The sequence below is a fragment of the Gammaproteobacteria bacterium genome (assembly GCA_033344735.1).
In the GTDB taxonomy this organism is placed as follows: Bacteria; Pseudomonadota; Gammaproteobacteria; order UBA4575; family UBA4575; genus UBA1858.
In genome coordinates this window covers 329728-348489 of the sequence record JAWPMW010000001.1, presented here as the reverse complement: position 1 = coordinate 348489, position 18762 = coordinate 329728, and the positions used below count along the sequence as shown (strand labels likewise).

23 protein-coding genes are annotated in these 18762 nt (G+C 36.6%); 7 read left to right on the top strand and 16 right to left on the bottom strand.

The annotated features are described in order from the left end of the window. Positions 1 to 116: 116 nt before the first annotated feature. Genes R8G33_01810 through ureG form a run of 7 tightly spaced genes read left to right on the top strand, consistent with a single transcriptional unit; the run spans position 117 to position 5113 of the window. Entirely contained in the window at positions 117 to 968 is an 852-nt protein-coding gene (locus R8G33_01810; protein MDW3094387.1) for an urease accessory protein UreD, read from the top strand. Between the two features lie 18 nt (positions 969 to 986). After that, on the top strand, positions 987 to 1289 hold the full coding sequence (ureA, locus tag R8G33_01805) for an urease subunit gamma (GenBank protein ID MDW3094386.1): 303 nt from the start codon (positions 987 to 989) through the stop codon (positions 1287 to 1289). A gap of 17 nt (positions 1290 to 1306) precedes the next feature. Continuing rightward, complete coding sequence (locus R8G33_01800) at positions 1307 to 1615, top strand: urease subunit beta (protein ID MDW3094385.1); 309 nt, start codon at positions 1307 to 1309, stop codon at positions 1613 to 1615. Between the two features lie 4 nt (positions 1616 to 1619). Further along, complete coding sequence (ureC, locus tag R8G33_01795; protein MDW3094384.1) at positions 1620 to 3323, top strand: urease subunit alpha; 1704 nt, start codon at positions 1620 to 1622, stop codon at positions 3321 to 3323. An 18-nt stretch (positions 3324 to 3341) separates the two neighbouring features. Further along, positions 3342 to 3824 (top strand): urease accessory protein UreE, encoded by a 483-nt coding sequence (gene ureE / locus R8G33_01790; protein ID MDW3094383.1) that lies wholly within the window; start codon positions 3342 to 3344, stop codon positions 3822 to 3824. After that, a complete protein-coding gene (locus R8G33_01785) occupies positions 3817 to 4485 on the top strand; it encodes an urease accessory protein UreF (protein MDW3094382.1) in 669 nt (222 codons plus the stop codon). The genes ureE and R8G33_01785 overlap by 8 nt, the downstream gene beginning before the upstream one ends. A 16-nt stretch (positions 4486 to 4501) precedes the next feature. Beyond that, positions 4502 to 5113, top strand: a complete 612-nt coding sequence (ureG, locus tag R8G33_01780) for an urease accessory protein UreG (protein MDW3094381.1) — start codon at positions 4502 to 4504, stop codon at positions 5111 to 5113. On the opposite strand, the gene R8G33_01775 is transcribed toward ureG, so the two are convergent. The 16 genes from R8G33_01775 to R8G33_01700 form a co-directional block, all read right to left on the bottom strand. Beyond that, positions 5110 to 5331, bottom strand: coding sequence for a hypothetical protein (locus R8G33_01775; GenBank protein MDW3094380.1), 222 nt, complete (start codon positions 5329 to 5331; stop codon positions 5110 to 5112). The genes ureG and R8G33_01775 overlap by 4 nt on opposite strands. Positions 5332 to 5430: 99 nt before the next feature. After that, complete coding sequence (locus R8G33_01770; GenBank protein MDW3094379.1) at positions 5431 to 5841, bottom strand: DUF2802 domain-containing protein; 411 nt, start codon at positions 5839 to 5841, stop codon at positions 5431 to 5433. Between the two features lie 11 nt (positions 5842 to 5852). Beyond that, positions 5853 to 6008 (bottom strand): hypothetical protein, encoded by a 156-nt coding sequence (locus R8G33_01765; GenBank protein ID MDW3094378.1) that lies wholly within the window; start codon positions 6006 to 6008, stop codon positions 5853 to 5855. A 73-nt stretch (positions 6009 to 6081) separates the two neighbouring features. Next, complete coding sequence (locus R8G33_01760; GenBank protein MDW3094377.1) at positions 6082 to 6813, bottom strand: RNA polymerase sigma factor FliA; 732 nt, start codon at positions 6811 to 6813, stop codon at positions 6082 to 6084. A 28-nt stretch (positions 6814 to 6841) separates the two neighbouring features. Then, positions 6842 to 7675 carry a P-loop NTPase gene (locus R8G33_01755; protein MDW3094376.1) on the bottom strand — a complete coding sequence of 278 codons (834 nt, stop codon included), beginning with the start codon at positions 7673 to 7675 and terminating at the stop codon, positions 6842 to 6844. A gap of 28 nt (positions 7676 to 7703) precedes the next feature. Beyond that, positions 7704 to 9143 (bottom strand): flagellar biosynthesis protein FlhF, encoded by a 1440-nt coding sequence (gene flhF, locus R8G33_01750; GenBank protein MDW3094375.1) that lies wholly within the window; start codon positions 9141 to 9143, stop codon positions 7704 to 7706. Positions 9144 to 9178: 35 nt separating this feature from the next. Next, the gene (flhA, locus tag R8G33_01745; protein ID MDW3094374.1) at positions 9179 to 11293 is read right to left on the bottom strand and encodes a flagellar biosynthesis protein FlhA; all 2115 of its coding nucleotides are present in this window, start codon (positions 11291 to 11293) and stop codon (positions 9179 to 9181) included. Between the two features lie 4 nt (positions 11294 to 11297). After that, positions 11298 to 12425, bottom strand: coding sequence for a flagellar biosynthesis protein FlhB (gene flhB, locus R8G33_01740; protein MDW3094373.1), 1128 nt, complete (start codon positions 12423 to 12425; stop codon positions 11298 to 11300). Positions 12426 to 12436: 11 nt separating this feature from the next. After that, complete coding sequence (gene fliR / locus R8G33_01735; GenBank protein ID MDW3094372.1) at positions 12437 to 13198, bottom strand: flagellar biosynthetic protein FliR; 762 nt, start codon at positions 13196 to 13198, stop codon at positions 12437 to 12439. Between the two features lie 4 nt (positions 13199 to 13202). Continuing rightward, positions 13203 to 13472, bottom strand: a complete 270-nt coding sequence (gene fliQ, locus R8G33_01730; GenBank protein ID MDW3094371.1) for a flagellar biosynthesis protein FliQ — start codon at positions 13470 to 13472, stop codon at positions 13203 to 13205. An 8-nt stretch (positions 13473 to 13480) separates the two neighbouring features. Further along, positions 13481 to 14212: a flagellar type III secretion system pore protein FliP gene (fliP, locus tag R8G33_01725; GenBank protein MDW3094370.1), complete on the bottom strand. Its 732-nt coding sequence runs from the start codon at positions 14210 to 14212 to the stop codon at positions 13481 to 13483. Further along, positions 14209 to 14631, bottom strand: a complete 423-nt coding sequence (locus R8G33_01720; protein MDW3094369.1) for a flagellar biosynthetic protein FliO — start codon at positions 14629 to 14631, stop codon at positions 14209 to 14211. The genes fliP and R8G33_01720 overlap by 4 nt, the downstream gene beginning before the upstream one ends. A gap of 19 nt (positions 14632 to 14650) precedes the next feature. Beyond that, the gene (gene fliN, locus R8G33_01715; GenBank protein MDW3094368.1) at positions 14651 to 15007 is read right to left on the bottom strand and encodes a flagellar motor switch protein FliN; all 357 of its coding nucleotides are present in this window, start codon (positions 15005 to 15007) and stop codon (positions 14651 to 14653) included. A 10-nt stretch (positions 15008 to 15017) separates the two neighbouring features. Beyond that, positions 15018 to 16088: a FliM/FliN family flagellar motor switch protein gene (locus tag R8G33_01710; GenBank protein MDW3094367.1), complete on the bottom strand. Its 1071-nt coding sequence runs from the start codon at positions 16086 to 16088 to the stop codon at positions 15018 to 15020. 4 nt (positions 16089 to 16092) lie between these two features. After that, positions 16093 to 16602 carry a flagellar basal body-associated FliL family protein gene (locus R8G33_01705; GenBank protein ID MDW3094366.1) on the bottom strand — a complete coding sequence of 170 codons (510 nt, stop codon included), beginning with the start codon at positions 16600 to 16602 and terminating at the stop codon, positions 16093 to 16095. A gap of 222 nt (positions 16603 to 16824) precedes the next feature. Next, positions 16825 to 18714, bottom strand: coding sequence for a flagellar hook-length control protein FliK (locus tag R8G33_01700; GenBank protein ID MDW3094365.1), 1890 nt, complete (start codon positions 18712 to 18714; stop codon positions 16825 to 16827). Between the last annotated feature and the right edge of the window lie 48 nt (positions 18715 to 18762).

Sequence of the window (18762 nt, the reverse complement as noted above, 5' to 3'; positions counted from 1 at the left end):
TGTCTCATTCCGGACATACAGCTATCTTTCATAGCCATTCAGGCATTGAATACTTTATAGCATTGTTTGTTATTGGCGGCATAATTTACCATTACATTAAGAAATAGTAGACGACAATGATTTCTGCTGCACTGTCATCACAAAATCAAGCCAGCTGGAAAGCAACTCTGGATCTTTGTTTTGCACAAAGAAATAATAAAACAAATCTAACAAGCAAAAAACACTCTGGCCCATTGATAGTTCAAAAACCATTTTATCCTGAGGCAAATGGTTGCTGTCACATTTACTTAATCCATCCACCTGGTGGTATTGTTGGTGGAGACTCACTCAACCTTAGTGCACAACTTGATGAAAATTCACATGCTTTAATCACTACCCCAGCAGCAACCAAGTTTTATCGAAGCACAGGCATACAAGCCAGCCAGAATCAAGTTATCAATCTAAAAGAAAATGCCATATTAGAATGGCTTCCCCAAGAGACTGTTTACTTTAATGACACTAATGCGGCATCAACTACGAGAATTAATCTGAATAAAAGTAATCGTTTTTTTGCATGGGAAATACAATGTTTAGGCTTACCTGCACAACAAGAATACTTTATTTCCGGCCAATGCAGACAAAAATTAGAAATATGGCGAGAAGACAAACCCGTATTACTAGAAACCAATCGTCTCATTGGCGGTGATGAACTTCTTAATGCTAGTTGGGGACTTCAAGGTCATAAATCGGTGGGCACATTTGTCATCAGTGATGGAGACGCAACAATTGATATTGAAACGATCAATACAGAAGCATTAAAGTTTAAGGGCTTGAGCAACTCATACACTTCAATGAATGGCTTATTAATTATTAGGGCAATGAGCGCTTATGCAGAAATAATAAAAAAGTTTTTTGCAGCATTGTGGGAAGTGCTAAGACCACAGATTCTCCAGCTAGAGTCGAGCACACCTAGAATTTGGCATACTTAATTTAACATAGGAACCAGTATGGAATTATCACCAAGAGAAAAAGATAAACTGCTTTTGTTTACAGCAGGCTTATTGGCAGAACGACGCAAGGACAAAGGTATTAAATTAAATTACCCAGAGACAATCGCTTATATATCTTGCGCGATATTAGAAGGTGCAAGAGAGGGAAAGCGAGTAGCTGAATTAATGGAAGAAGGCAGACATCTACTAACACAAGACGACGTGATGGATGGCATCGCCGAGATGGTTCACGATGTACAAGTTGAAGCAACATTCCCTGACGGCACCAAGCTTGTCACCATACATAACCCTATTACTTAAATCCTAGGAATATACATATGATACCTGGCGAACTAATTGCACAATCGGGCGACATTGAGCTTAATCAAGATCGCAAAAAATTAAATATTACTGTTGCCAATACTGGCGACCGTCCTATACAAGTTGGCTCTCACTATCACTTTTATGAAACTAATAGCGCATTAATTTTTAATCGAGAAAGTACTTTAGGTATGCGCCTAGATATTGCTGCAGGCACTGCAGTACGTTTTGAGCCAGGTCAAGAAAGAAGCATTCAATTAGTTGAGATTGATGGAAATAAAATAATTTACGGATTCAATGCCAAAGTAATGGGAAAGGTAAAATAGAATTATGGCTAAAATTAGCAGACAAGCCTATGCAGAAATGTTCGGCCCAACCATTGGTGACAAAGTACGATTGGGCGACACTGATTTATTTATTGAAGTTGAAAAAGACTTTGCAACCTACGGTGAAGAAGTGAAATTTGGTGGCGGCAAAGTTATTCGCGACGGCATGGGACAAAGCCAGTTAAGCTCCAAGGACGTTGTCGATACCGTTATAACAAATGCGTTAATTCTAGATCACTGGGGTATTGTTAAAGCTGATATTGGCATTAAAAACGGGAGAATTTTTGGTATTGGCAAAGCAGGAAACCCTGACATACAACCAAATGTAAATATTGCCATTGGTCCTGGCACAGAAGCGATTGCAGGTGAAGGTCAAATTATTACTGCAGGTGGTATTGATGCACACATACATTTTATTTGCCCGCAACAAATTGAAGAAGCATTAATGACTGGTGTCACTACCATGCTAGGCGGAGGCACGGGTCCTGCAACAGGTACTAACGCAACCACTTGCACACCAGGACCATGGAATATTCATAAAATGCTGGAAGCAGCCGATGCTTTCCCTATGAATTTAGGATTCCTAGGGAAAGGTAACGCTAGTTTACCAATAGCATTAGAAGAACAAGTGACAGCAGGTGCAATGGGCCTAAAGCTACACGAAGATTGGGGAACAACGCCCTCTTCAATAGATAATTGCTTGAGCGTGGCAGAAGAATATGACATTCAAGTGGCTATTCATACTGACACTCTTAATGAATCCGGATTTGTTGAAGATACTATTGCTGCATTTAAAAACCGTGCTATTCACACTTATCATACCGAAGGTGCGGGTGGAGGACATGCGCCAGATATAATTCGTGCTTGTGGCGAAGCCAATGTACTACCATCAAGCACAAACCCTACTCGCCCTTATACTATCAACACAATTGATGAACACTTAGATATGTTAATGGTGTGCCATCACTTAGATACAAAAATTCCAGAAGATGTTGCATTTGCTGAATCAAGAATTCGCAAAGAAACAATAGCTGCAGAGGATATATTTCATGATTTAGGTGCATTCAGTATGATCGCATCTGACTCTCAAGCAATGGGGCGTGTCGGTGAAGTAATTTGTCGCACCTGGCAAACTGCTGACAAAATGAAGAAACAACGCGGACCTCTAGAAGAAGATAGCTCTGATAATGATAACAATCGTGCAAAACGCTATATTGCAAAATACACAATCAATCCAGCGATTACGCATGGTATATCACACGAAGTTGGCTCAATTGAAGTGGGGAAACTCGCAGATCTAGTATTATGGAAGCCTGCATTCTTTGGGGTTAAACCTGCATTAATAGTCAAGGGCGGCTTTATTGCAGCAGCACCAATGGGTGACCCCAATGCATCTATTCCTACGCCACAGCCAGTTCATTATCGTTACATGTTTGGTGCTTACGCTAGTGCAAACTACAAAACCAGCTATACATTTGTATCTCAAGCCGCAATTGATAATGACATAGCAAAACAATTATCTTTGCAAAAAAATTGTATCCCTGTAAAAGATACAAGATCAGTCAGGAAATGCGACATGATCAATAACAGCTATCAGCCAAATGTTGAAGTAGACCCACAGACATACGAAGTACGCGCTGATGGCAAGTTACTAACCTGTGAGCCCGCTGAAGTTGTCACACTAGCACAGCGATATTTTTTATTTTAATCATGAGCACAATCTATAATGATTAAAATTACCAATAAGATCGATACTAATATCAATGCTACATACACATTGACATTACCATTTGAGTCTAGGCAAAAAGCAAGATTACATACTCTATTAGATAGTGGTGAAGAAGCAGGATTATTTTTGCAAAGAGGATTAATTTTGCGTGGCGGAGATAAACTAGAAGCAGAATCAGGCGAGATTATAGAAATCATTTCAGCCAATGAAGAAGTCAGCACTGTCACATGTAAAGACCCTCTACTTCTGATGCGTGCCAGTTACCACTTAGGCAATCGACATGTGCCTTTAGAAGTCAAACCAACATATTTAAGATATCATCACGATCATGTATTAAATGAAATGTTAGAACATCTTAATCTTAACATCAAAAAAGAATCAGCTCCTTTTGAACCTGAGTCTGGTGCATATTCACAAGGCTATGGACAGAAACATATACACACACATGATCATCATCAACACCATCATAATCATGAGTAAACATTCATTATTACAACTGTTGAGAATTTGTAGCCCTACTCTACCAATAGGCAGTTACGCATATTCACAAGGCTTAGAAACAGCATGCCATAATGAATATGTTTCAGATCAAGAAAGTCTATATAAGTGGATAATAGGTCTGCTAGAAAATAGCATGGCATATTTGGACATCCCTATATTCTCAAGACTTTATGATGCACATATGCGACAAAGTTGCGAAGATATACGCTATTGGAATGATTACATTTTAGCATCACGCGAAACTAGTGAACTTTTATTAGAAGACACTCAAATGGGTGGCGCATTAGCAAGACTTCTTGTCGATTTAGGATTAAATGAATCCACCTTTTGGAAAAAAAACCCATGCTCATTATTAACCACGTTTAGTTTAGCCTGCGCTAAATGGGAAATAGAAAAAACAACTGCCACCCAAGGTCTAGTCTGGAGTTGGTGTGAAAACCAAGTTGGCATAGGTGTAAAACTAATCCCCCTGGGGCAAACTAGTGGGCAATTAATTCTATCAGATGTAATGCAGTGCATTAATGATAGTGTAACTCACGGACTGGATATGAACGATGATCTTATCGGTGCAACATGCCCAGGCGCAGTAATGGCCAGCATGCAACACGAACAACAATACACACGTCTTTTTCGCTCATGAATCAAAATATATAATTATGACTACAAATAAACAAGTACTAAGAATTGGTGTAGGCGGTCCAGTAGGCTCAGGAAAAACAGCCTTATTGCGTTTATTATGCATGCATATGCGTGATGACTATCAAATAGCTGCAGTAACCAATGATATATACACACGTGAAGATGCCGACTTCTTAATTCGACATGAAGCGTTAGAAAAAAATAGAATTATCGGTGTTGAGACAGGTGGTTGCCCGCATACTGCGATACGTGAAGATGCTTCAATGAATCTATCAGCAGTAGAAAATTTATGCGATACATTTGAAAATTTAGACTTTGTATTTATTGAAAGTGGTGGTGACAATCTAAGCGCTACATTTAGCCCAGAATTATCTGATCTGACTATTTATGTTATTGACGTGGCAGCTGGTGAAAAAATTCCACGAAAAGGCGGTCCTGGAATCACTAAATCAGATTTATTAATTATAAATAAGACTGACTTAGCACCAATGGTAGGTGCATCTCTAGAGGTGATGGCACGTGATGCTAAAATTATGAGAGGTGATAAGCCTTTCATATTCACAAATTTAAAAGAAGAGAAAGGCCTTGATGAAGTTATTTCGTTCATCAAAAAACATGGGATGATTTAGTTCTCTTCAATCTTGGGAACGGTGTCTTCACGCATCATCTCTAAAGTGCTTGGATACTCAGACTCATCAAATTCATACATTAATGACTCTCGATAGTATTCAACAACTTTATTGATTTTCCCAATCAATTCTTGAGTACTTAAATTTCTGTTCTCTTTTTGCTGATCAAGAAAATCTAAAATAACTTGCTCTAATGTGTTTTTACCAAAATATTCCATACCACTGATTCAATGTTTATAGCTGGTATACAAATAATACTCGCATTAAATCAGTAGTAATGACCAAACATCCCGTAATTTAAAGCGCTCGTACCTATTTTAATTCGCCAATACACTATTTGAGGATTGTCCATGCGTTCTATTGTGTAAAGTTAAAATCAGATCTGCTTCAGAATCTGTTAAGCCACATGCTTCTTGAATTTCATGTTTATCACAACCACGCTTAGCAAGTACAATTGCTGTTGAATAAGGCACTTCTGGTTCATTCGCTTCTGGACGAAGATCCATTGAAGCATTCATATTATCAAATTTACTTTCTAAGTCCTGAATATGTTGCTTCATCAATTGACACTGATCCATTGCCATTGCGTAATCAGCACGCAACCCGTCAATCTGTGATTTCGTAGTAGACTTCTTTGCTACAAAATTATTAAAGATTATGGCTGATATCCTTTCAAGTAATGAAGGTCTTGAAGTAAATAAATCGTTATCCGAAATTGAGTAATCCATTTTTCTATCCTTTATGCAAAGTCATCAATGACATGTTCGTTATCCGCATCAGGTTCATGCGAGTCTTTTTTTTCTCGTTTTTTCTTCTGACTATTATTATTACGATTTGGCTCGTATTTTAATCTAGCAGGAGAAGGTGTAACTGGTCTGATTCTATTGTCGTCCATGGGCATGCTCCATTCATATCACATGCCTCATTGTGATATTTTTTAATTCTTTGACTCATAGTACAATTCGTTATTATTTTGTATTTTCAAAACTATTTTGAATTTTAGCTCTAATTGTAATAAGCGCCTTTCCATGAATCTGCGATACTCTTGACTCACTAACTCCTAGCACTTCTCCAATCTCTCTAAGATTCATTTGTTCTTCATAGTAGAAAGACATCACTAGACGCTCTCTTTCAGGTAAATCATCTATGACTCCTTCTAATGCGTATGCTAATTCTTCCCGTTTGTAAATTGTCTCTGGCTGAACTTTAGTAGACATGCTGCCATTGTAGTCATGCTCTACCTCACCATCATCAATACTAAATATTTTAGACACTGATGCATTTCTGAGAATTTGATTAAACTCATCTAATGACACACCCATTTCTTTAGCTATTTCACTGTCAGATGCATTACCAAGTTTTCTATCTTCAATTTTCTTAATAGCTTGATTCATTTCACGTGCTTTACGATGAACAGATCTAGGCGTCCAATCACCTAATCTAATCTCATCTAACATAGAACCACGGATTCTTATCCCCGCATAAGTTTCAAAACTAGCTCCTTGTGTAGAATCGAAATTTTTTGCAGCTTCTAAAAGACCCAACATACCAGACTGTATCAAATCATCTACTTGTACAGAATCTGGTAAACGGCCCTTTAAATGATAAGCAACTCGTTTCACCAGTGGTGCGTGTCGAGTAACTAAATCATCTGCTGATGTCTCTTGCTGTACATTCATGTACATTGTGTGAGCATTCATCCCTGACTTCCCTTTCCCAACTTTATAGTTAATTTATATTTACTAGTTGTTCTGCGAAAAATTCTAAGTTCCCAGATGAGAATTCTTCAATTTTTCTACTATTCATCTTTTTAGCTATTTCCTTAAAAGCTTCAGATGACCTTGATCTTGGGTAAGCACTAGTCACTGCGAGCTGCCTTTTAACCGCTTTCTTTAAATAAGCATCTTCTGGGACAGCGCCTAGATAACTTACAGATACATCAAGATATTTGTTGATCACTTTTAGCATCTGATTAAACAACATTTCACCGTGTGCTTTTGATTCAACTTGATTAGATATCACACTAACTTTATTGACTGCATAATCGCGACTTAATACTTTAATTAGCGCATACGCATCAGCAATTGAAGCTGGCTCGTCACATACAACTACAACTACTTCACCAGCTGCACGTGCAAAGTGGACAACACTATCACTTATACCTGCTGCTGTATCAATGATCATCACATCTAACTGATCGCCCATATCACCAAATGCAGATATCAATCCGCTCTGTTCTAAGCTATTTAAGTTAGCCATTCTTTTAACACCAGATGAAGCAGGTACGATTTTAATATCCTCAGGACCATCTAAAAGAATATCTTGCAGAGAGCATTTATTTTCAATTACATGCAATAGATTACTTTCTGGAGATAGACCTAATACAACATCTACGTTGGCCAAGCCAAAGTCTGCATCTAATAACATCACACGTTTATTAAGTTTAGAGAAACTGGTCGCCAAGTTAATAGATATATTAGTTTTACCAACACCGCCCTTACCGCCAGTAATTGCTATACAGCGTACTTTGTGTTCAGAGACCGATAATTGAGCTGCATCCATAATATTATTATTATTCAAGGTTGATAGGTTAGTCTGTAGATCCATGTTGATTTAATCCTTCAAGTAGTAATCCATCATCCGATGAAAGTACATTATCATCATTATTGTTATCTATTGCTCTTTGTATCAACGATGAAGGCTCAATATTAGAAATATCTTCTGGAACTTGCTGACCATGTGTTTCAAAATATACTGGCAAGTCATCTTCGATTGAAACAGTAATAACATTCCCTAGCTGTGATGACTCATCAGTCTTAGTGATCACACAACCATTTGGTTGACATTTTTTAAAACCATCTACAATTTCTTTTAAGTTATGTAACTGTGTATTTGCACTCATCAAAAGCAACTTATGTATATTTACTTTATTTCTAGTTAAATTATTGACAAAGCTTTCAATTTCTTTACCTGGCTCAATCATTCCAGCTGTATCAATTAGAACTAGCGCTTTACTACGAATGATTTTTAGAATACTACGTGTATTTTCTTCACCATCGAAACGATAGACAGGCACATTTAGGATACGTCCATACGTATCTAATTGATCAAAGCTTCCAACACGCTTGTCATCTAAATTAATAAATACAACATCATTTGGTCCATTTTCAATAACATATTTTGTGGCTATTTTTGCTAATGTGGTAGTTTTACCAACGCCAGTACGCCCTAACGCCATTACTACACCACCATCTTTTTGTATATCAACTGCTGGTGTTTTAATACCTGTACTTAGCAACTCAATTACATTTCTCCACGCTGTTTCACTATTTGAAATATCACTGATATTACTCATTACATTTTTACTTAAACCTACACCAAAACCTGCATTAACCAACCTTGATATAAGTGAGATACCACTAGGGTTATTTTTACCCCATTTAGCCCAATCTAATAACTTTGTCTGGCAACCTAACACATCTTTCAAATCACCAATTTCCTCATGAATCTGCATAATTGAATTCATCTCATCAGGAAGTGCACTAGTCATATAGTCAGTAAAATCATCACGCAGTTGAGTTACTTGCTTTTGTAGTACTGAAAAATTTTCGGTACGTGCACGTTGCTGCTCTATATACTTTTCTTCAACCGACTTATGTAATGTGTCAATTTTCTGATTCAAAGTGTCATAAATTTTATTTCTATCTTCATTACTTTCAATCTGAAATTTAACAATTGTTTCACTGATTTTATCCATTTGCTCAGAGAACTGTTTCTCGATACTTTTCTCGATAGCTTGTGAGAGAGTCTCCTCACTAGCCACTATTTGAGATTCTACAACTGTTGCTGGTTGATCCTGATCAGCTAGTTTTTGCTCTAAGACACTTGCATCGAAGTCCAAAGCGGCAATAATTTCCACCCCATGTCTATTTTTTTCCGTTGAAAGAACTACCGCATCTGGCCCTAATTCTTCACGTACCTTTTGAATAGCATCATGAATTGATTTTTCTTTAATCCGTTTTATTTCCATTATTTAACTCCGTTGCATTAATAGCTAAATGCGTTTTATGCGGTTATACCAATCATATTTGAGGTAGTTTCTTCACTTTCATCGCCAACATTTGCGACTATTTTTATTTGTTTTGACTCAGGAATCTCTTCATATGCAATAACATGTAAGTCTGAGACAGTATTTGAAAATAATCTCGACAACATGGTTCTCAGGCCTTTAGATACAACCAAGACCGCAGGCAAGCCTATCGCCTGTAACTTCTGTGCAGACTCTCCAACGCCTTTCTGTAACTTTTCTGCTAATCCTGGCTCTATCATCAAATATCCGTCATTATTTCCCTGTACTGACTTCTGCAATAACTGTTCCAGCTTTGAATCAATGGTGAAAACTGACAGTTCAGTGCGCATTCCATTGATGCCTTGTACAATCATTCGACGTAATGCAACCCTCACGGTAGCTGTTAAAACGTCAGCATCTTGACTAGTATTTGCCGCATCTAACAATGTTTCTGAAATTGTTCTGATGTCACGAATAGAGACACCTTCTTGTAATAAGTTTTGTAATACTTTAGTAATGGTGCCAATTGGTAATGCCTTTGGAACCAAATCTTCAACAAGCTTTGGTGACTGCACACCCAGGTTATCTAAAAGCATCTGGACTTCGTCATAACCAAGCATTGAGCTTGCATGATCACGTAGAATTTTATTGATATGTGTTGCAATTACAGTGGCAGGATCTACAACGGTATAACCATTGCTCTGCGCATAATCTTTTTGATTAGCTTCAATCCACACCGCGTCCATACCAAATGCAGGATCAGTTGTTTTAATGCCCTTCAATTCGCTGGTGGTGGAACCTGGATTAATAGCTAATTCTCGATCAGGATAAATATCACCTTCACCTTCATTAACACCTAATAATGTAATTCGATAAGAATTAGGATTAAGATCTAAATTATCTCTAATATGAACAGGCTGAATTAAAAAACCCAGTTCTTGAGAAAGTTTTTTCCTTACACCTTTAATTCTTCCCATTAATTGACCATTTTGTTTTCTGTCAACCAATGGAATTAATTTATAGCCAACCTCCAATCCAATCTTATCTACAGATTGCATATCATCCCAACTAATGTCTGTACTCTCTTCATTTGTTGGTGCAGGCTCTGAGGTCTCTTCAACTACTATCGCTTGTTTATTTTTATTCAGTTTCATCCAATACGCAGCGCCACCAGCAATTGCACCTAATGTTAAAAATGCGACATTAGGCATTCCAGGGATCAAACCAAGTCCACCCATAATTACAGCTGAAACTCCGAGAGCACGTTTATCATCAAACATTTGCGTAATGACATGACGGCTCATGTCTTGAGATGATGAAACACGTGTGACGATAATAGCGGTAGCTGTGGACAATAGAAGAGAAGGAATTTGCGCAACTAAACCATCACCGACAGTTAATAATAAGTAGTTTTGAGTAGCGACCTCTAACGATAATCCATGCTGAGTCATACCTATAATCAAACCACCAGCAATATTAATAAATACAATCAAAATCCCCGCAATTGCATCTCCACGAACAAACTTACTGGCACCATCCATGGAGCCATAAAAATCTGCTTCATTAGATATATCTTCTCGTCGGTCTTTAGCTTGTTGTTGATCAATTAAACCTGCATTGAGATCAGCATCGATAGCCATCTGCTTACCAGGCATAGCATCTAAGGTAAAGCGTGCACTCACTTCTGATACACGACCAGCACCTTTGGTGACAACCACAAAATTAATTATAATTAGGATAGCAAATACAACAATACCAACTGCATAATTGCCGCCAATTACAAAATCACCAAAAGATTGTATTACTGAACCAGCCGCATCTGAACCTGTATGACCCTCAATTAATACCACTCGAGTGGATGCAACATTTAAACCTAATCGCATCATAGTTGCGATTAAAAGCACTGTAGGAAATACAGCGAAATCTAATGGCCGCATAGTATAAATTGTTACTAAAATAACAATCAGTGAAAGCGTGATATTAAAAGTAAATAGCACATCCAAACCAAATGGCGGAATGGGCACAATTAACATCATTAGCATCATAACCAAGAGAACAGGTGTTCCAAGCCCATTTTTTATAAATGCTCTAACCATGTCAAATATGTTCATGTGATTAATACGCTCTATACTCTTTAGGAATAGTTAAATCTGTAGGAGGTTTAGGATAGTTTCCAGGTTTCGCGTCTTTCAGCTGGAATACATATGCGAGTACTTTTGCAACTGCAATATACAAATCTGAATCCACTTCTTTCTCCAAATCAGTAGTATGATAAATTGCTCTCGCAAGGAGTGGCGCGGTGAATACTGGAATATTATGCCCAGTGGCTATCTCTCGAATTTTCAACGCCACATTATCTACACCCTTAGCAACTAATATTGGCGCAGCATCTTTACTTGTGTCATAGCGCAAAGCCACACTAAAGTGTGTTGGATTCACAATTATGACATCTGCATTAGGTACTTCTTGTAACATTTTTCTTTGTGATATTTCTTTCTGCAGATTCCGTGTACGTGCTTTAGACTCAGGATTTCCTTCAGTTTCTTTATATTCATCTTTGAGCTCTTGTAAACTCATCTTCAATTGTTTCTTGTGATTCCATAACTGATAAGGAACATCTATACCTACAATCACAATCAGACCTAATGCAATATACAAGTAACTACTAACTACAATACTAACTGAATGAACAACTGCTTTATCATGCTGTTCACCAGCTAAGGCCAAGAATTCATTTTGATTGGATTTTAGAAATGTAAATGCAATTGTTGCAACCAAAATAACTTTCATAATTGATTTAATTAATTCAATCAAACCATTCATACCAAACATACGCTTAAAACCACTCATAGGGCTAAGTTTGGAAATCTTGAAACTCATTGAAGAAAGACTAAACGACCAACCTCCAATTAATGCTGGACCAGCCACGACAATAATCATTAGAAAGAAGAACATAAAAGAAAAACTCATCAAAACTTCTTTAAATGTTGCTCCAAATAAATCAAGAATGTAGTCATTACTCAGCATACTACGACTAGTAATTACGTAACTTTTATTAAAAACACTTTCAATTGATTTTTGAATTTCTCCTAGAGAAAATAAAAATAATAGCCCTCCACCAAGACTAGCAATAGTGATATTTAATTCTCTTGACCTTGGAACTTGACCTTTTTTCTTAGCATCAAGTAAACGTTTGGCACTCGGTTGTTCCGTTTTTTCTTGATCAGATGAGTTATCAGCCATATCTCAATCCATCAGCTAAAAAGAACAGTGACGTATTCAACTGACTGTTCCAATATATCTTGAAAAATCCTCATAATCATAGGGATACTTATTGCTATAAATATGAAACCGAGCATCATCGTAAGAGGAAATCCTACAGAGAATACATTCATTTGCGGCGCAACACGTGTCATTAAACCCATGGAGATGTTAACTACTAGCAATGCAGTAACAGCAGGAATAGACACTAATAAGGCACCAATAAACATGCGGCCACCCCATTCCGCAACAGCCATCGCTGTATCTAAAGAGAATATCCCATTAACCGGTAAAGTGATGAAACTATTTATTAGCAATTCAATTAAAGCAATATGTCCATTTAATGCAAGAAAATATAGCGAAGCAAAAATAGTCATTATTTGACTGACGACAGGAATTGTTACTCCATTAGCTGGATCAGTCATTGAAGCAAAACCCAATCCCATTGTTAATGCGATATTCTCACCAGCAATAGTAATAGCACTAAAAGCCACCTGCATAATAAGCCCTATTGTAAGACCTATCATTATCTGTTGTGCTAATAAAGCAACGCCGTCAAGTGTAAGTGGATCTATATTAGCTGGAGCTTCAACTAGAGGATATACAAATGCAGTAATCGCAGTAGCCACTAAAATTTTTATATATAGAGGTATATATGAACTACCAATTAATGGTGCAATTAACAACAGCCCTGTTACCCTGGCAAATGGCCACATAAAGTCACTGAGATAATTGATGATGTATGCAGCTTGCATATGGCTAACCAATTATACTTGGAATACTGAGAATTAAATTTTGCGTGTAATTCATTAGAGTTGCCAACAACCAAGGTCCCGCAAAAACCAAAGTCAAAAATAGTGCAAATAATTTTGGAATAAAACTTAAGGTCATTTCATTAATTTGTGTAGCAGCCTGAAACATACCGATCACCAAACCAACAGCTAATGCAATCATTAACATTGGTCCAGCAACAATGACTGCTGTCCACATTGCATTTTGAGTTAGATCTAATACCGATTCAGGAGTCATAAATATACCTATAAGAAACTCGAAGCCAAACTACCAATAATCATTGACCAACCATCAACCATTACAAACAACATCAACTTAAATGGTAGAGAGATAATAAGAGGTGACAACATCATCATACCCATTGACATCAGTACACTCGCAACGACCAAATCAATAATTAGGAATGGCAAAAATATTAGAAAACCAATTTGAAATGCTGTTTTTAACTCACTGGTGACAAATGATGGCAACAATACAGTCAATGGAATATTTTCTGGACCGTCTATACCCTGAATACCAGACATCTCAATAAACATAGAAATATCATCTTCTCTTGTTTGCGCAAGCATAAATTCCATAATCGGCTTCTTTGCTAAATTTATCGCTTGATCTGCTGAAATATCTTCTGCGTAATACGGTTGCGCTGCAGTCACATTAATTTCTTGTAATACTGGTGACATTATAAACACGGTAATAAACAACGCTAATCCCAAAAGAATTTGATTGGAAGGTGTTTGAGCAGTGCCTAATGCTTGACGCAATATAGCAAGGACAATAATGATACGTGTAAATGATGTCATCATTAATAATGCTGCTGGCAAAAGACTTAGTGCCGTCATCAACACTAAAGCTTGCAAGCTTAATGAATATTTTTGATCCCCATCTATTGTTGTTTCGACAGTCAATGCCTCAAGGCCTGGCGCAGCAAAACTTGTAGCTGAAATTAGAAATAATGCAATTACGAATATAAACTTCATGACGAATTTTTATTTAGTATTCTTTCAATATGTTGATTAAATCCAATTCCACTTACTTGAGCATTATTTGATGCATCAAATTCATCTTCTTCAAACTGGTGTATCTTAGTAATACCTGAGTTCGAGACACCTAATAAAAAATTAACCTTGCCTGCTTCCAATATAACGACTTTGTCTTTACCACCTAAAGTAAGTCCACCTATCACACGAATAGATGAATTAGCTTTCATAGAAACACCCGTATATTTTTTGAATGCATTCACCAAGAGATAGAAAATAACTAACACCAATGCCAAAGACACGACGACTTTCACTGCCTCCCAAGAATATGAACCTATAGATGTTCCAGTCGCTAATTCTTGTGCCCATGAATTAGACACATAAGTAGCATTTAAAATAGCGATTGATGCTATTTTCATAAGTGGGAATTTGATCATGCTATAGCCCGCTAAATGATTGAACTCGTTTCTCTGGACTAACTATATCTGTAAGACGTATACCAAACTTATTATCAACCACAACAACTTCACCGCGTGCTACAAGTGCGCCATTGACTAGAACATCTAATGGTTCATCAATCATTCTTTCTAGCTCTATAACTGAACCCTGACCAAGTTGAAGTAAATCCCTTAAGTCCATGTTAGCTTTTCCAAGTTCCAATGAAACTTGAACAGGAATATTTAAAATTACGTCTAGATTTGGATTATTATCAATACTCGCTGCTTCGAGTATTTCTTCATCAGCTAAGCTTCCCTTATTATCATCCATGTTTACCTCTTGATCTGTTTCACTCATAAAAATCCTTTTATATTTTTTTCATCTCAGGCTTAATCCAATTGTTTATTTGGATTGCTGTTTGACCATTTGATTCTCCTAACTGGCCTGTCAATATAGGAGTTTTATTAACATAAAGAGTAATATTTTCAGGTTTTTGGATCTTCAATGTATCGCCCACCTTAAGCTCGATAAGTTTATTCACAGGAACAACTACTCGACCCAATTCACCAACTAATTCCATAGGCACTGATTGCAACTTGTCATATAATTTTGCAAGCCATTTTTTATCACTAGCTTCTTGTATATTTTGAACAACTCTTCGTAATTTATGTTTAACTTTATCAAGCATTTTGTAAGGCATACCTATGCGAATTACATTAATTTTATTTCTTATTTTTATTTCAAAATTAATATTAATAAGTAGCTCTTCATGATCTAAATCATTAATTAGGCGTGGATTATTTTCAGTTTTCTCATACTTGAATGAATAGTTATCCAACAAGTTCCAACCACCTTGCATACTTTCTAATACATATTTAAGTAACTTTTGACTAATACGCGACTCGGCATTTGTAAATTCTTCTTTCTCCAAGATAACTTCTAACTCATCCTCTGATTCTTCCGAGTTATCATTACTTTTGCTTTCATCATCTGACTTACTATTTGCCTCCTCATGATTGTCAGCAGCCATTTCTGGAGCACCAAAATATCCTTCGATGACAGAGCCAATTAATTCTTCATCAAAGCAAATCAAAAAACTTCCTTTTAATTCTGGAACATAAATTTTCTTAATATCAATTGGTATGTTGAGAGAATGCAAAAATTCGCCAAATCTATTAATATGTGATTCTTGAGCTGTTACCTCAACTTTTTGTTGCAACATTACTTCTAATTTTTCACGCAGATCTAATGCAGTTTTCTCATTAATAATTTGTAAAGTTGGAAAATGTGATTGTTTTGTGTGCTCTGGTTGCTTAAAATCGTATGGTTGCACCTGACCTACGTCGTGCAGCTCCTCTTTAGGTGACGTTTCATCACCATTGCTTTTATTAGCAAGGTCATTCATCTCATCTTGACTCAAGATATCTTCCTCAGACATAGCCTTATTGCGCTACAAATTTAGTAAAGTAGATATCTTCTATGCCCTCTTTACCTGTTTTCTTTTTCATTGTTTCTTTGATTCTGGACAGTACTTTTTGACGCAATTCTTCTTTACCTTCGACTGTTTCAATTTCATCACTTGTTGTTTTACTTAAAGTCATCAACACATCATTTCTAACTGCGGGCATATGCAATTGAAGATCATCAATAACAGAATCCTCATGTGCTAATGCAACTATATATACCTGCATATACTTCTTTTTCGATTTTCCACTGAAGTTGGCGACAAATGCAGGATGCAATTCATGATAAATCGACATCTCTGGCATAATTTCTTCTTCGATCATTTCTCCGTCGACCATTTCTACCTCAGCTGAATCACTACCTCCCATGAAGAATATTGCCCCACCAGCGCCTAATGCCAATGTAACAACGACAACCGCAATCATCATGATCAGATTTTTTTTAGATCCACCTTTCTTTTCTTCTTCTTCGTTGTTCTCGTCAGCCATTTCTTACACCTTTTAAAGAAATCAATTACATACCAATGTGTCTTTGCTTTAGTATTAGCAAAGCATATGCCAACAAAATAAATTGTTAATTTTCAATAAGATAGGGCTGAATAGCTGTAAAATTGGCGCATCACTCTAAGTAATAGCCAACACATTGACGTCAACTTAGCGACAAATTACCCGCACCACGATAGTGATGCTTTGAAATTGAGAATCTAAAACTTAAGCAAACGCTTCTAATAGATAATTTTTCGACTGCTTAGATTCTTTAGTATCAAAATCTCCATTAGTACCTGCCTGTTCTTCATTAATGGACTGGGAATCAAATTGCTCGGTATCATTAAAAGCAAAATTATCTCTCTGGCCTTTATCCTGCTGCGACACATTCGCATTCTGAAGATTTAAACCATTTTGTTCTAACATGTCTTTAAGTCTAGGCATAAAAGTTTCTAACGCATCTTTAGCACTTGCATTTTGAGTAGTAAATTGAATATTCAATCCATCAATATCACCTTCAATATTTATCTCCAATGCACCAAGATGCTCTGGGGACATAGCGATCCTAACTTGACTGGCATTATTATTCTTTGCCCATATTATCTGTTGTGCTAGATCATCACCATTGCGCACTTGATTACTATCATTGAATAGTAGTGGTGATCTTTCAAGTCCAGACACTTTATTACTCATAGTAAGTTGTTCTATAGGTGCAGAATTAATAGTGGTGAGTTTATCTATTGGAACATTCATATTTGGTGATAGTTTCACATCTTGTATGATATCTAGATTCCTGTTTATAGTATTTAATTCCGGGCCGACATCGTTACGAGCCGTAACTCTAGGAATATTGCCTGGATCTATACTGTGGTCTAAAGAGCTGGATCTAAAATTTTTCACTTCTTCACGGGCATTATTGTCTATACGTTTTGCCTCATCTAACTGAGCTTGGTTATATATTTGCTTTTCTGCAATAATTACTTCTTTATCTATAGACGAGCTATCAGTGATTAACTGTTTTGTTGTTGCATTATCATTATACATATCAACAGATTCATTATTAGCATTCAATGTTTCCGATCGCATACCCAATTTTGCATCAGTAGATAAAGTTTTATCGTTAACGCTTTCTTTAATTGATGGTAATTTTAATTCATCAATACTTAAATCTGTATTACTTGCGACTTTAACATCAAATATTTGCGCATCTGTACTTGCTACTTTAACGACTTTCTCATCTACTGGAATTACCGAAAAAGCACTTAAGCTTTGATCTGATGGCTTTATATTACCCACAGAACTAACAACAGAATTAGTAGTCACCTCATTACTTTTAGCAATAAGATCTGCGCCATTTGTATTACTATATGTTGCATTTTTGCTATTCACCAAGTTCTCTGTATTCCGACGAATAGCATTATCTAAATAACTATCGTCAGGCGTATCCTTTAGAAGATAATTGTTAACTACATTTTCTGTCTTATGGAGAACTTCACGCTGATTATGCGTACTTACTTGAGTATTAACTGTTGGTTCGTCAACAAGATTATGAAAATTAATTTCGCTCCGATTCTGATTTCCTACTTGAGCATTAACTTTTGGGTCATCAATGAAATTATGAATGCCTCGGCGCAAGTTCAAATCATCATTTAACTGTGTTGATGAAGCAGATACTGGGATATATTGCTCACCATCAAGACTGTGAGACGTTGTCGATTTTAGACTTATATGATTTGCAGGATTAGAAAATTCAATACTATCTTTACTTAAAGCACTAAAATTTGAATTGAATGAATTTGTCAAACCTTCTAAGCTGCCCTTTAAGAGGGTACTACTTATTTGACCGCTATACTCAATTTCTCCATTAGAATCACTTGGTCGCGCAGTCACTGCAAACTGAGTGAGTTTAAAAGAGATAGGTGTATATGATGATACAGGTGAAATATTGCCATCTAGAGCGGCAATATTTGCAGCATAATCATCTCCAGAAAAGCTTTCTAATAGTCCACCGAACTCTGAATTAACTGTTGAAGATTGAGATAACCCATTGTTATCTATAGATTTTAGTGATTGTGTAGCAAATAAATTAGCAATTTGGCTTATTAATGACTGCATAGCATGTATAAGGTAGTTAATAACTTACCTAAGTCATTGCATAGAGTG